This window comes from Pseudarthrobacter naphthalenicus (assembly GCF_029076445.1).
GTDB lineage: Bacteria > Actinomycetota > Actinomycetes > Actinomycetales > Micrococcaceae > Arthrobacter > Arthrobacter naphthalenicus.
Genome location: NZ_JARESG010000012.1, coordinates 110,851 through 125,639 on the forward strand (window position 1 = coordinate 110,851; position 14,789 = coordinate 125,639).

Consider the following 14,789-nt stretch of genomic DNA (forward strand, 5'->3'; position numbering starts at 1 on the left):
ACCGCGGGGCGGCATCATCTAGCTGATAGGGATGATGCCGCCCTTGGGCGTTCTCGGCAGTTCTCCATGCCGCTGGCGCAGCTGGGGTCCATGGCCAGCCTGCTGCAGTCAGGGGTGGCGTCCGCGGAGCCGGATCGCTTCGTTGTCCTGATGGCGGAACCGGGGCAGACGGTGGCGATTGTGGGCCCATCGGGGCCGGGAAGACCACGCTTGTGAACCTATGATGCGGTTCTACGAGCTGAATTCCGGGCGGATAACGATCGACGACGTGAACATCACCTGGGTGCCGCGGCGCGCCCGATATTCCGACGGAAGCCCAAGACCTCCTCGCAAAACTCCGCCGCGAAGTCACTAAGCCACTTGGCACGAGTCAGGTCTGAATCCCCCCATCCGGTGACGCCGTGATCTGATATGTAGGGGTTTCTTGTCAAGAGGGCAAGGGTGAGCGGTCCGCGGCTGGCTTGTCGTGGACCGCTCGTTTGTGTCCGTTCGGGGTCCGTTGGGGGTGGCTGGCGCGTCTTGATCGACGGGGGCGCTGTCAGACTGATATGCGCGGGTTGGTTACCGCAGGACGAGGTGTTCGGCTGGAGGGGTGCCGCTGGTCTAGAAATGTCGGGCGTCGCCGGCTATGGCCGGTTGTCCATAGGTCAATCGCGGGTCTCCTCCACGCTGCCGAGCCATCGGGTCGGGGCCGGGAACGGCACACGTCTATTCATCCGTCCATGGCTGTTCCTGTTGGACCGCGGAGGCGAGGGACCAGCACCAGCCGGCCAGTTCACGGGCAATGGCGACGTTCGCGATGACCCTGCGCTTGTGGCGCGCTTCGAACTGGTCCCACTTGTGATGCAAGCGGTGATTACCTTGGTGACCGCGGACCCGAGAGTGCTCATCGGCTGCATCCCAGCGGGCACGCATCTCACGGCTGACGTTGCTGTAGGGCCGGCGGTGGTGCCAAGCGGCCTCGACCAACAGTCGGCGGGCGTGGGTGTTGCCTGTTTTGGTGATACCGCCCAAGGACCTTGAAGCTCCGGAGGAATGCTCCGAAGGCACCAGGCCCAGGTACGCGCCAATGGTGCTGCCAGTGAAACGGGTCCAGTCACCGATCTCCACTGCCAAGCCGAAAGCGGTGAGCACGGAGATTCCACGTAAACACATCAACGCCCGGACCACCGGGGCGTATCGGTCAGTCGCGGCCAGAGCGGTGATCTTAGCGTCCAGACGGTTCCTGCGGTCCAGGGTCAATTGCGCTGCTTCGAGGCTGGCCTCGAAGGCTGCCTGCAAGGCTGGGTTCTCGAAATGTTGCCGGTGCAGCCAGGTGTGGTGGGCTTCGGTCCATGCCTTGCCTCCGGAGTAGACCAGACCGTGGCGCAGCAGGAGCTTGGAGATCCTGTTTCTGGCCCGCATGAGATCCGCGCGGATGTCCTCTCGGGCGCGCACGAGGTCCCGGGCGGCTTCGTCCGCGCTGCCGGGGACCCGCACGGGTGTTATTTGTCCCAGCAGGGCCAACCGGGCCAGGTGCTCGGCATCGCGTGCATCGGTCTTCACCCTGTCCCCGGACGGCCGCTGAAGTTTCGAGGGTGCCGCGACCAGGCACTCGATGCCTGCACCGGTCAGTAGCCGGGCCAAGCCGAATCCCGTGGGACCGGCCTCATAAACAACCAGAACGGGGCCCGGCAGCCCGGTCACCCACTCGGCGATCCCGGCATCGTTGGCGGCCAGGCTTTGCCGAAAAATTTCGCCGGTTTCCCGGTCTATCGCGCAGCCTTTCACACTGCGTGCGTGGACATCCAAACCGACGTAAGTACGCTTATTCATGGCTGGAACCTCCAGACGTTCAAATGTGGCTCTGCCAGTCCACACCCCCCGCAGCTAAATGCGGAAAGACCCGGAGTTGGTAACCCACGAACCTCTTTGAACCCGAGGTTCCAGTCCTACGCCAGCGGCAAGCCCACGCTCATATCGTCTAGAAGCTTTCCACGGTTGATCCCTACCCGACCCGAGATGCCGCGTACGAACCCGTCTCCACTGGAACTGCTGCATTTTGAGACTGATTGGAGACCTCACGGTTACCGGGTTGTGGCCTGCGCGGATAGTCCAACCAATATTTCCGGTATTCCGACTCAAAACCCTCCAAGAAGCGAAGCATTTCATTCCGTGGAGCGAACACAGCCCCCTGCATCAAATAAACCGGACGGTCGAGACTTGGCAGTTGGTCCAGGCGAAGGCTGAGGGCGTTGAGAAACTTATGCTTCGCCCGTTAGACGTAAGCGTTGTTGTCGCACCGCCCCAAGCGTTGATGTGTGTGGAGGCGATGGAGTAGGTTCCTCTGACGCAACCCACCGATTCAAGCCGGTCCAATGCCGCCCTTGCCTTCTGTAACGCTTCTTCAACCTCCGCGACCGTGGGGACTCGAGTTTTTGCATGATGGAGCCCGTTTCGGGCAGTCATTATGCCCGAATTCTTGAGCTCACTCCCAATTTCAGCTAACGCATCCTTGAGCTTCACTTGCGACTCAGGCAAGAGGTCCAAGAATGGGTGTACGTGTGCAAAAGGAAACTGCTGCAAAGATGTGAGTTTTGCGAATTGAGGGAATCCGTCGCTATCGCGTCGATGGAGTTCGCTGCGCTCGCGGAGATTTCCTAACAGCTTCGAAAGTCGAATGTAGCCCTCAACAATTGAGCTGAGAACGGGTTCATCCGAAAGACCATATTTATCTTCGCTTTCATCGACGGTGGCATTTAGCGTGGATATGGTAAACGCCCGTGCTTGGGTCTCAAAGAACACAAACGGATCATTGCTCGAATAGTGGTCCTCCAACAAAGCCCAGGTCGCGAAGGACAATGAGTCAAAAAGAAATCGCTCTAGACAGACAAAGTAGTCTGAGGAAGCCGCACGGAGGCCTTCCGCCGTGCGGGTCAGCTCGACCGACGCCGTCTTGGCGAGACTCTCCAATCCGTGGTGGAGGCGCCAGTACTCATCACGCAGATCGCTAGAGCGGGGCAGCGGAAAGCCTAGTTTCCACAAAATGGAATCCCGAAGCGATCGATTATCTTGGTTTATAGGTATGCCCAGCGCAGTACAGACTTTGTTCGCATTGGCTCGGCGGGCGAGCACCAGTGTTTCGATCACCTGGATGGGCTCGGATGTGCGTAGAAACTCCTCCAATCGTTCGCGAGGGGTATTGCCGACTGTGCCTCGGAGTATCCAAGCCAGCTCCTCGATTTCATCTGGCGAATCTACGTCAAAAAGCGAACGTGCAAGTGAGGAGAGCCGAAGTAAGGGGAGGCTGCTGTCGACACTCACTGCGCGCGTACCGAGCCTACTGATTTGTGACCGGAGGTTCCAAGCGCCCGATCGTAGGCTGGCATTGGTTCTGGGTCTACGCACTTCGTCGCCCGGAATGGAGATGACAGAGTCCTGTACTGAAGAATCAAGGATTTCGACGAGCGATGCATCTGGCAGCATAAAGAGGAGTTGCAACAGTTGCGGACGATTCATTAATTCAAGATCTTGATCTTGACCCCCTAATCCGAGGCTAATCTTTGCTTCGTGCAACTCCGCACCGCGGATTTTTGTGGCTTGAATTACCAGGTTCCTGAGTTCATGATCACTGAAAGCGTCCCCAATGAGGTAGCAGATTGTCGAGTGACCTTCGACCGAATAGCCATTTATCCTCGATTCGGTGAAATCTGCAACAAAGGCATTCCACTCAGAGGGATCATCGCTAATTTGATCCAATAACTTGTTGAGGGACGGACGGCTCTTGTTCACGCCGGCTTCAATGCTCGTCGTTAGTTGCACTCTATGAACAAGCCCGCAGGCGTAGTCGGCGCAGTGCTGAAGGGGTACAGATGTTGTTGGGTTTAGGTGTCGTTCAAAGTCGCGTTTGCGTAATCCGTAAGGGCCGATCAGGTATCTACCCGCTTGAAATACGCCTTGGGGCATACCTTCCAGGAGCCGCAAGGTGTCCTCATGGTTGAGATAGTCGCGTTCTTCATTGAACAGCTCTGCGGCCCGGTCGTAAAGTGACCGGCCAAACACCAAGGGGAAGCGAAGTTCTCCGGCCACGATCTCGCCAGAAATGGCAGCGGCGAGCTGGTCAAGGTCGATGCGCTCGACGTCAACGAGTGGTTCAACGTGAACCAATCCCAATAGAGCCAGGACGTTGGCGTCCTTGGCGTTGACTTTCTCTTTGGTTGTTAGTTGGCTTCGGATACGTGTTCCAACGTCGCTTAGAAGTATTGCTGCATTGAGTTCTTCGGATGGCCTATATGAGTTATCAATAACGCAGCCGCGAAGGATAGCAACCAACGAGAGAAGATCGAGCAGTTTCTGGCGCCACTGCTCGTCGGGATATTTTGTAGCAAGTTCGGTACGATTGAGCCTCTTTACGGGCGTCATTGCTCCCCCAAGTCATAAATTCAATGGCTTACACCACGATAGCCAGTATTTGTGGAATATTCTGAATTCTGAGGGTGATTCTTCTAGATGTCAGTCGCGGCCGAGCAGCTGTGTGCAGATTGAAGGCAAGAGAGGTCCTGAGGATGCCCATCAATGCGCGCGGTTCTCCTTGCTCAACACGTAAGTGGGCGTCCTGTCAGTGACTGCTGCTACGGTTCGAGCATCGTTACTCGACTATTGGGGGAATCATGTCAGACGTGTCATCCGGGCCTGCGCCGGAGCCGGAGAAACCAAATAAGGCGCCCGCTCCATTTGCTAAGCACATCGCATGGGCCTGCGTAGCCCTTCTACTTACCGCGTTGCTTGCGGCTGCATTCTTTCCATTGAGACTCATACCGGCGTGCGGTGTGCTCTGGATTCTGCTCGACGTCCTGAAACAGTACAAGAAGGCCTTTGGTGCACCTGCCGAAGGCTTCGGGATCAGCGCTGAGAACACCTACCGAACTAGCCTCGGCGCTCCGCCACTCCCGGCCTTCGGGCTGAAGCAGTATGCAGATGAGGTGTACAAGGCGAACGCCCAAATGCTTGCTGACCTGCAGAGGCTCGGCGCACTGGACACTCTGGCCAAGGAACGCCACAACGCCGATCTGATGGCCAGCATCGCTTCCGCGCAGCGGGACTTGGCGGCGATCAACGCAGAGCTGGCCACCGTCCGTGGGGAGGTGCTGGACGTCCGGCAGGTCGCAGATCGCCACAATGTTGGATTCTACGACTACGAGCATCCGGCCGAGACATCAGTAAAGCTGGCCGATGAACTGGGCGCCGTGCGAGCACGCATCAAAGACAAGTTGCGGGAGAAGACTGCAGTGACTACTGTCTCCGGTTTCACCTTCAACGGCTCAACGAAGGAGGGCGCCAAGTTCGTCCGTGACCTCTCCGCGCTGCTTCTCCGCGCCTACAACGCCGAGGCCGAGAACTGCGTGAAAACGGTGAAAGCCGGGAACCTTCACACTGCGGCCGCCCGACTTGAGAAGGCCCGGGAGCAGATCGCGAAGCGAGGCACCATGATTGGACTCCAAATCACCAACGCATTCCACTCTTTGCGTGAGAAAGAACTCGAATTGGCTGCCCGGCACCTAGAAGCCGTAGCCATCCAAAAGCAAATGGAGGCCGAGGCCCGGGCCGAAGCCCGCGAGGCGGCCAAAGCGCAGCGCGAGTGGGAGGCGCTGAAAGCCAAACAGCAGAAGGAAGTGGACCACTACGCCACTGTGCTCGTTCAACTGCAGGCTGCGGGCGACCTGGAAGGTGTCCAGCGTATCCAGGAGCAGCTCGAGGAGGCAGAAGCAAAGCTGGCCGATGCCGAAGACAACGCGCTGAACATCCGCGCCGGCTACGTGTACGTTATCTCCAACCTCGGCGCATTCGGTGAGGGCGTTGTGAAGATCGGCATGACCCGTCGCCTCAATCCAATGGAACGCGTCCGCGAACTTGGCGATGCGTCGGTTCCGTTCCTTTTTGACGTCCACGCCCTGTTCTTTTCGAAGGATGCAGTCGGTATTGAGACCATGCTCCACCAGCATTTTGCTGGCCAGCGTGTGAATCTCGTGAACTTGCGGCGGGAGTACTTCTACGCGTCCCCTTCGGACGTGAAGAACGCTCTAGTGGAGCACCATGTGGAACTGGTCGAGTACAAGGAGAACGCGCCCGCAGAGGAATTCGCCGCATCCAAGGACCTGCGCGAGGCAATGTTGGTACCGGCCGCCGTTTAGCTTCACCTGACTGAAGCAGAGCGGGCGGCGGTGGGCACTCCGCCGTCGTCCGCTCTTTTGAATCGGATCACCCCCCGTAGTACACAGACACACAGCGCAACGTTCCGGCCCCCACACGTAACCTGTTTAGATGCCTCGTTTTGCGCTTGATATTGAGTCCGTGCCCCGCCCTGCCCGTTCGCAGGAGCTCCTGGACGCCGTGAACCACTCCGTGGTCATTGCCGACGGCGCAATGGGCACGATGCTGCAGGGCCGGGACCTCTCACTTGAGAAGGATTTCCTGGGCCTCGAAGGCTGCAACGAGATCCTCAACGACACCCGCCCCGACGTCCTTGCCGACATCCACGACGCCTACTTCGCCACCGGCATCGACGCAGTGGAAACCAACACCTTCGGCGCCAACTGGTCCAACCTCTCGGACTACGGCATCGACGACCGCATCGCGGAGCTCGCCCTCAAGGGCGCAAAGATCGCCCGCGAACGCGCCGAGGCTGCGGAAGAAACAGACGGCCGCATGCGCTGGGTCCTCGGCTCCATGGGCCCGGGCACCAAGCTCCCCAGCCTCGGCCACACCAGCTACGACTACCTCAAACAGACCTTCGCCCTCCAGGCCGAGGGCCTCATCGACGGCGGCGCGGACGCCTTCCTCATCGAAACCAGCCAGGACCTCCTGCAGACCAAAGCCGCTGTCAACGGCTGCAAGCAGGCCATCGTCACCCGCGGCATCCGCCTCCCCATCTTCGTCGAGGTCACCGTCGAAACCACCGGAACCATGCTCATGGGCTCCGAAATCGGCGCCGCGCTCACCGCCCTCGAGCCGCTCGGCGTCGACGCCATCGGCCTGAACTGCGCCACCGGCCCTGACGAGATGAGCGAGCACCTGCGCCACCTCTCCAAGCAGTCCTCCGTGGCCATCGCCTGCATGCCCAACGCCGGCCTGCCCATCCTCGGCGCCAACGGCGCCCACTACCCGCTCACCCCCACCGAACTCGCCACCGCGCACGAACAGTTCGTGCGCGAATTCGGCCTGGGCCTGGTGGGCGGCTGCTGCGGTACGACGCCGGAGCACATAGCCGCCGTCGTCGAACGTCTTGCGCCCTTCCGCACCCGCGAGACGAAAGCGAGCAGCGGCCCCGCCCGCGTCCCCACCGAGCGCGAGGCCGGCGTCGCCTCCCTCTACCAGCACGTGAACTTCGACCAGGACGCCTCCTACCTCGCCATCGGTGAGCGCACCAACGCCAACGGCTCCAAGGCGTTCCGCCAGGCGATGCTCGAAGAGCGCTGGGACGACTGCGTCGACATCGCCCGCGAGCAGATCCGCGTCGGCGCCCACCTGCTCGACGTCTGCATCGACTACGTGGGGCGCGACGGCGTCGCCGACATGAAGGAGATCGTCTCGCGTTTCGCGTCGGCCTCCACGCTCCCTCTGGTCATGGACTCCACCGAACCGGCCGTACTTCAGGCCGGGCTCGAACACATCGGCGGCCGCCCGGTGGTCAACTCCGTCAACTACGAGGACGGCGACGGCCCGGACAGCCGCTTCGCGCGCATCATGCCGCTGGTGAAGGAACACGGCACCGCCGTGATCGCCCTGACCATCGACGAACAGGGCCAGGCCCGCACCACCGAAGGCAAGGTGGCCATCGCCTCCCGCCTCGTCGGCGCCCTGGTGGGCGAATGGGGGATGCGCGTCGAGGACATCATCGTCGACGCCCTGACCTTCCCCGTCGCCACCGGCCAGGAAGAAACCCGCCGGGACGGCATCGAAACCATCGAGGCCATCCGCCAGATCACCGCGAAGTACCCCGGCATCAACACCACGCTGGGCGTCTCCAACGTGTCCTTCGGACTGAACCCGGCTGCGCGCGTCGTCCTGAACTCCGTGTTCCTGCACGAGGCCGTGCAGGCGGGCCTCACCAGCGGCATCATCGACGCCGCCAAGATCGTGCCGCTCGCCTCCCTCCCGGAGGAGCAGCGCAAGGTGGCCCTGGACCTCGTCTGGGACAAGCGCGAGTACGACGCCGAGGGCAACACCACCTACGACCCCCTGGCCATCATGCTGGACATGTTCGCCGGCGTCGACACCGCGGCGCTCAAGGACCAGCGCGCGGCCGAACTCGCCGCGCTGCCCACGGGCGCGCGCCTGGAACGGCGCATCATCGACGGCGAAGGCAAGGGCCTCGAAGAGGACCTCGACCTGGCGCGGAGTGAGGGCATGACCCCGCTCGGCATCATCAACGACCACCTGCTCGAGGGCATGAAGGTGGTGGGCGAGCGCTTCGGCGCCGGCGAAATGCAGCTGCCGTTCGTGCTGCAGTCCGCCGAGGTGATGAAGAACGCCGTCGCCCTGCTCGAGCCGCACATGGAGAAGTCCGATTCCTCCGGCAAGGGCACCATGGTGATCGCCACCGTGCGCGGGGACGTGCACGACATCGGCAAGAACCTGGTGGACATCATCCTCACCAACAATGGCTACAAAGTGGTCAACATCGGCATCAAGCAGGGCATCGCCGAGATCATGGCCGCCGCGGAGGAACACAACGCGGACGTAATCGGCATGTCCGGGCTGCTGGTGAAGTCCACCGTGGTGATGAAGGAGAACCTCGCCGAGCTGCAGTCCCGAGGCCTGGCGAAGAAGTGGCCCATCATCCTCGGCGGCGCAGCCCTCACCCGCGCCTACGTGGAGCAGGACCTGGCCGAGCAGTTCGACGGCGTGGTCCGGTACGCCAAGGACGCCTTCGAAGGCCTTTCCCTCATGGAGCCGCTGGTCCGCGTGGCCCGCGGCGAGTCGCCGGACGACGTCGGCCTTCCGCCGCTGAAGAAGCGCATCCACAAGGGCGGCGCTAAGTTCACGGTGACCGAGCCCGAGGCCATGCCCGGCCGGTCCGACGTCGCCGCCGACAACCCCGTGCCCGCCCCGCCGTTCTGGGGCACGCGCATTGTGCGCGGCGTCTCGCTTCACGACTACTCGGCGTTCCTCGACGAGCGCGCCACCTTCATGGGCCAGTGGGGGCTCAAGCCCGGCCGCGGCGAGGACGGCGCCTCCTACGAGGAACTGGTGGAACGCGAGGGCCGGCCGCGCCTGCGCTACTGGCTGGACCGCATCCTCGGCGAGGGCATGCTGGACGCGTCCGTCGCCTACGGCTACTTCCCCGTCGTCTCCGAGGGGGAGCAGGTGGTGGTGCTGCACCACGGGGAGGATCGCGACGGCGTCCTGGGCACCGCGGGGCTCCTCGCCCCGGACGGTGGTTCAGGCGGTCCGATCGGTACCGACCGGCTGAGCTTCAACTTCCCGCGCCAGCGCCGCGACCGGCACCTGTGCCTGGCGGACTTCGTGAAGTCCCGCGAATCCGGCCAGATCGACGTGCTGCCCGTCCAGCTGGTCACCGCCGGCTCGAAGATCGAGGAGTTCACCTCCAAGATGTTCGCCGCCAACCAATACCGCGACTACTACGAGCTCAACGGCCTGGTCATGCAGCTCACCGAGGCGCTGGCTGAGTTCTGGCACGCCCGCATCCGCAAGGAACTGGGCTTCGCCTCCGAGGAGCCGAAGGACACGGCAGGGTATTTCAAGCTCGACTACCGCGGTGCCCGGTTCTCACTCGGCTACCCCGCGTGCCCGGACATGGAGGACCGCCGCAAGGTGACGGAGCTGCTCAAGCCCGAGCGGATGGGCGTGGTCCTGAGCGACGAGCTGATGCTGCACCCCGAGCAGTCCACCGACGCGTTCGTGTTCCACCACCCGGAGGCCAAGTACTTCAAGGTGTGAGTGCCGTGCCGCTGTGAAAGGCTGCAGTTATGGACACCTCATCTCGGGAACATGACCTCGTTCTTTATGGAGCGACGGGTTTCGTTGGCAGGCTGATCGCCGCCTACCTCGCCGAGCATGCACCGGCCGGGATGCGGGTCGGGCTCGCGGGCCGGTCCACGTCCAGGCTCGAGGCGGTCCGGTCGGAGTTGCCGGCCGCGGCGCACGGGTGGGCCCTCATCGAAGCCGACTCGGGGGATGCGGACTCAATCGCCGCCCTGGCTGCGAGCACACGCGTGCTCTTCACCACCGTCGGTCCCTACGCGAAGCACGGACTGCCCGTCGTCGAGGCCTGCGCCCGGGCCGGTACCCACTACGCCGACCTCGCCGGTGAGGTGTCCTTCATCCGGGAGGCGATCGATCGCTGCGACACTCTGGCCAGGACGACCGGGGCCAGGATCGTTCACTCCTGCGGCTACGACTCTGTGCCGTCCGATCTCGCCGTACTGCTGCTGCATCAGGCCGCAGAAGCCGATGGCGCTGGCGGTCTGGCCGAGGTGCAACTCGTTGCGAGGGCCAAGGCCGGCATCAGCGGAGGCACGCTCGAATCGATGCGCGGGCAGCTCGATGCGATGCGATCGAGCACCGCCCTGCGGTCATTAGTCGCTGACCCCTACGCTTTGAGCCCCGACCGCACACGGGAGCCGACGACACCACAGCCTCCTGACGCCGGTCCTGTGCGCCGTTCCGCTGACGGCACCTGGACCGCGCCGTTCATCATGGCCCCGTTCAACACCCGGATAGTGCGCCGCAGCAACGCACTGCAGGGCTGGGCCTACGGCCGCTCCCTTCAGTACGGCGAGGTGATGGGGGTGGCCCCCGGACCGGCGGGAGCGGTCCTCGCCAGGGCGTTGACCCTGGGGCTCCGGGCATTCACGGGCGCGATGGCATTTCCACTGACCCGGAAGGTGCTCGACCGCTTTCTTCCGGTACCGGGTACGGGTCCGAGCACCAGCATGCAGCGCGCGGGCTGGTTCCACTCCCAGGTGACCGCCCGCACCGAGGACGGCCAGCGTTACCAGGCGATTGCTGCTGGCCCCGGTGATCCCGGCTATGCCGCCACCGCCGTGATGGCAGGGGAGACAGCACTCGCTCTTGCCCTCGACGGTGACCGGCTGCCGCCCGCGAAAGGGTCGCTGACACCGGCCACGGCACTCGGCAGCGTGCTCATAGAGCGACTCCGCGCGGCCGGCCACACGTACGCGGTAAGTAAACTCGCCTGAACCCGGATCTGCAGGTCACCTGTCAGGAGCGGGTGTCGAGGTAGTGCAGAATCGCCCGGGCTGTTTCCTCCGGGGCACTGACGTGGGGGCAGTGCCCGGTGGCCTGGAGCTGCACCAGGGTGCTGTGTTCCAGATTCTTGTGCAGGTAGGCACCCACTTCCGGCGGGGCAAGCCGATCGTTGGAGCACTGCAGTATCAGGCAGCTGGTGCGTACCTTTTTCAGTTCAGGGCGGGTGTCGGAGAAGAAAGTTACCCCCGCGAAGTGCCGTGCGATGGTCGGATTTGTCCGGCAGAAGCTAACGCGCAAGTCCTCCGCTAATTCGGGCTCCTGCGGGTTGCCCATCACCACGGGGGCCAAGGCCGCGGCCCAGGCGAAGTAGTCGCTGTCCAGGGATGCCAGCAGGCCCTCGATGTCTTCCCGCGAAAAGCCGCCCACGTAGCCGTCGTACGGGTCATCCGTATGACGGGGCGAAGGAGCAAGCAGGACCAGGTGGGAGAAGCGGCTGGGGTCCTGCACGGCGGCGATCACGGCGATCATGGTGCTGACACTGTGGCCCACCAGGATGACATCCTCAAGGTCAAGGGCGGCGCAAATCTCCAGCAGGTCCGCCGCGTACCCGTTCAGGGACCCGTACTTCTCCCAGTCGTAGGCGCTGGTGTCGGAGTGTCCCGCACCAACATGATCAAAGAGCACCAGCCGGTAATCGTCAGCGAAATAGGGCAGCAGCTTCCGCCACATGGCCTGGTCGCAGCCGAAGCCGTGGGCAAACATCATGACAGGCCCATCATCCCGGCCGGATATGGTGACGTTGTTCCGGCCGATGACGGCGGCAACTGCTTCCATCACGTTCTCACTGACCCTCCGTCGGGTGGCGTCCTGTCCCAGACTATCGACGGGAAATAGCGAATCCTAGCGATCCTCCCACTATGACCTTCAAGGCGACGTCCGTTCAGCCCCTTGCATGCGCCGCGGCTTACGCGGCTCCCCGACTCATCCGGCGCATGAGTACTTGGGATATAGCCTCGCTCGTTACTCGGCTACCAGGTCGGACGGCAACTGGGCTTCAGGTCCGGCCTCGCCACCCATTGCAGCGACCAGCCGTTCACGGGCGCGCCCCAAATGGACGTCGAGCAGGCCGGCGGCCTCGTCGCCCCGGCCTTCCTCAATCAGTTCCAGCAGCCTCTGGTGCTCCGCCTGGATCAGGGCGGTGTCGAGGAGGTGCAGCGACTGTACACGGGACATGCACAGGCGGACTTCCCCAACGAGCGACCGGTACATCTTGCTGATGCGCGTATTGCCCACAGCATCGATCAGGCTGGTGTGGAACCTCATGTCCGGTTCCACCACGTCCAGCGGCGCTCCGCTCTTCACTGCGGCAATGTCCTTGTTCGCCTGCACGGCTCCGGTCGGAACGGTCCGGCGGGAGGCAAGCCGGCGGAGCACTTCGCTTTCCAGGTAGGCCCTGGCCAGGTAGATGTCCCGGACCGACTCCGGTCCCAGATCCACCACGCGTGCCGTCTTGTGCGTTCCCCTGTCCAGCAGCCCTTCGGCCACGAGCTTTTCAATGGAGGCTTTGGCGGTGGGGCGGGCCACCTCGTAGGTGGAAGCGACGTCCGTCTCGGTGAGCGCCTCCCCGGAACCGAGCTCACCGGAGAAGACGCGGCTCCGCAGATCTGCGGCGATCGCCTCCACGATGGAGACTGCTGCAATGCGACCGGGCACGTGCGTTCCCTCCCAAGGTTCTTTCCGACGTACTTCATCTTGCCAGACAGAACAACATCGATACTTGACCAACATGTGTACTTGTTAGACAATCAAAGGGCGCCACGGTGTTGTGACGCCTAACACAATCTGGAGACACATGTTTCAGCAGATCCTCGACCCCCTCGCCGGGTCCCTCGTGATTTCAGCCCTTTGCGCGGCACTTCCCCTCGTCCTGCTTTTCGTCCTCCTTGGCGTCTTCAAGGTCAAAGCACCTTTCGCCGCCCTGGCCGGCCTGGCCCTGTCACTGGTGCTGGCTGTCGTCGGCTGGCAGATGCCGGTCAACCAGGCCCTGAGCGCCACGGCGGCCGGCATCTTCTACGGGCTGTTCCCCATCCTGTGGATCCTGGTGAACGCGCTCTGGATCTACCGGCTCACCGTGGCCACGCCGTGGTTCGAGGTTCTGGGGCGCACCATCCGTTCCATCTCCAACGACCTCCGGATCCTGGCCATCCTCATCGCCTTCTGCTTCGGTGCGCTGCTTGAGTCGCTGGCCGGCTTCGGCGCACCCGTGGCAATTTCCGCCGCCATGCTGATGGCCGCCGGCATGAAACCCCTGAAGTCCGCAATTGTCTCGCTGCTGGCCAACACCGCTCCCGTGGCGTTCGGCGCCATGGCCGCACCCATCATTGCCCTCAACGGCGTCACCGGCCTGCCCCTGAATGAGCTGTCCGCCATGGCCGGACGCCAGACGCCGTTCATCGCCCTGATCGTCCCGCTGCTGCTGGTGTTCATCGTGGACGGCCGCCGCGGCGTCAAGCAGACCTGGCCCGTGGCACTGGTGGCAGGCGCCGCCTTCGGCCTGGCCCAGTTCGTCACCTCCAACTACTTCGCCGTGGAACTCACAGACGTCGTCGCCGCCGTCGTCACCGTGGCCGCGGTCCTGCTCATGCTGAAGGTCTGGCAGCCGAAGGAAACCGTGGGCATGGGCGGTGCCGTGGAGGCTGCTGCGGTCCCCGCCGTCGTCAGCGCCGGCGGAACGGGCGGCTCCGCGGCACCGGAAGGTACGACGGCGGCACGCGGCAGCGGCGGCAGCGCCCTGTCTGCAGACCCCGCCATCCCCACGGACAACTCCCGTCCCGGGCCGCGCCAGATCTGGATGGCGATCGCGCCCTACCTGATCATCATTGCGGTGTTCTCCGTGGCCCAGATCCCTGCCGTCAAGGCCTGGCTGACCCAGGTTGGCAGCGTCACGTTCGCCTGGCCCGGCCTGGACATCACGGATTCGGCCGGCAAGCCGGTGGCGGCCACCAAGTTCAAGCTTGACCACCTCAAGGCCACCGGCACCCTGCTGCTGTTCTCCGGCCTGCTTACCATGCTGCTCTACAAAATCAGTGCATCCCAGGGCCTGCGCATCTACCGCGACACCGTGGTGCAGCTGCGCTGGACCATCGTCACCGTCACCGCCGTGCTGGGCCTCTCCTTCGTGATGAACCTGTCCGGCCAGACCACCACCCTGGGCTTCGCCCTGGCCTCCGCCGGCGGCTTCTTCGCCCTGCTCTCACCGCTGATCGGCTGGATCGGCGTGGCACTCACCGGCTCGGACACCTCCTCCAACTCCCTGTTCGGGCAGATGCAGGCCACCGCAGCGGAGCAGACCGGACTTTCACCCGTGCTGATGGCTGCGTCCAACTCCTCCGCCGGCGTGATGGGCAAGATGTTGTCCCTGCAGAACCTGGCCGTGGCCTCGGCTGCGGTGGGTCTTGACGGTGCCGAGGGAACCCTGTTCCGCAAGCTCATCGGCTGGAGCCTGGGCCTCCTGGCGCTCATCACCGTGCTGATCTTCCTGCAGTCAACCCCCGTCCTCGGCTGGATGGTTCCCTGAT

8 protein-coding genes and 1 pseudogene are annotated in these 14,789 nt (G+C 63.2%); 5 read left to right on the top strand and 4 right to left on the bottom strand.

What is annotated here, in order from left to right; all coding sequences use genetic code 11:
- Nucleotides 1–51 precede the first annotated feature (51 nt).
- A pseudogene (locus PY310_RS13310) lies at nucleotides 52–295 on the top strand (ATP-binding cassette domain-containing protein); the annotation flags it as partial.
- Nucleotides 296–708: 413 nt separating this feature from the next.
- Here PY310_RS13310 and PY310_RS13315 read toward each other — a convergent pair.
- Both PY310_RS13315 and PY310_RS13320 read right to left on the bottom strand, forming a co-directional pair.
- Nucleotides 709–1,815, bottom strand: a complete 1,107-nt coding sequence (locus PY310_RS13315; protein WP_275214901.1) for an IS110 family RNA-guided transposase — start codon at nucleotides 1,813–1,815, stop codon at nucleotides 709–711.
- A 363-nt stretch (nucleotides 1,816–2,178) separates the two neighbouring features.
- Nucleotides 2,179–4,401: a hypothetical protein gene (locus tag PY310_RS13320; protein ID WP_275214902.1), complete on the bottom strand. Its 2,223-nt coding sequence runs from the start codon at nucleotides 4,399–4,401 to the stop codon at nucleotides 2,179–2,181.
- A gap of 383 nt (nucleotides 4,402–4,784) precedes the next feature.
- On the opposite strand from PY310_RS13320, the gene PY310_RS13325 reads away from it, so the two are divergent.
- The 3 genes from PY310_RS13325 (at nucleotide 4,785) to PY310_RS13335 (ending at nucleotide 11,201) form a co-directional block, all read left to right on the top strand.
- Nucleotides 4,785–6,170: an SNIPE associated domain-containing protein gene (locus PY310_RS13325; protein WP_275214903.1), complete on the top strand. Its 1,386-nt coding sequence runs from the start codon at nucleotides 4,785–4,787 to the stop codon at nucleotides 6,168–6,170.
- A gap of 130 nt (nucleotides 6,171–6,300) precedes the next feature.
- Nucleotides 6,301–9,939, top strand: a complete 3,639-nt coding sequence (gene metH / locus PY310_RS13330) for a methionine synthase (protein WP_275214904.1) — start codon at nucleotides 6,301–6,303, stop codon at nucleotides 9,937–9,939.
- A gap of 29 nt (nucleotides 9,940–9,968) precedes the next feature.
- On the top strand, nucleotides 9,969–11,201 hold the full coding sequence (locus tag PY310_RS13335; RefSeq protein WP_275214905.1) for a saccharopine dehydrogenase family protein: 1,233 nt from the start codon (nucleotides 9,969–9,971) through the stop codon (nucleotides 11,199–11,201).
- Between the two features lie 22 nt (nucleotides 11,202–11,223).
- On the opposite strand, the gene PY310_RS13340 is transcribed toward PY310_RS13335, so the two are convergent.
- On the bottom strand, nucleotides 11,224–12,048 hold the full coding sequence (locus tag PY310_RS13340) for an alpha/beta fold hydrolase (RefSeq protein ID WP_275214906.1): 825 nt from the start codon (nucleotides 12,046–12,048) through the stop codon (nucleotides 11,224–11,226).
- A gap of 183 nt (nucleotides 12,049–12,231) precedes the next feature.
- Complete coding sequence (locus PY310_RS13345; protein ID WP_275214907.1) at nucleotides 12,232–12,924, bottom strand: GntR family transcriptional regulator; 693 nt, start codon at nucleotides 12,922–12,924, stop codon at nucleotides 12,232–12,234.
- A gap of 139 nt (nucleotides 12,925–13,063) precedes the next feature.
- Between PY310_RS13345 and PY310_RS13350 the strand changes: the two genes are divergently transcribed.
- Nucleotides 13,064–14,788: an L-lactate permease gene (locus tag PY310_RS13350; protein ID WP_275214908.1), complete on the top strand. Its 1,725-nt coding sequence runs from the start codon at nucleotides 13,064–13,066 to the stop codon at nucleotides 14,786–14,788.
- Nucleotide 14,789: the final 1 nt, after the last annotated feature.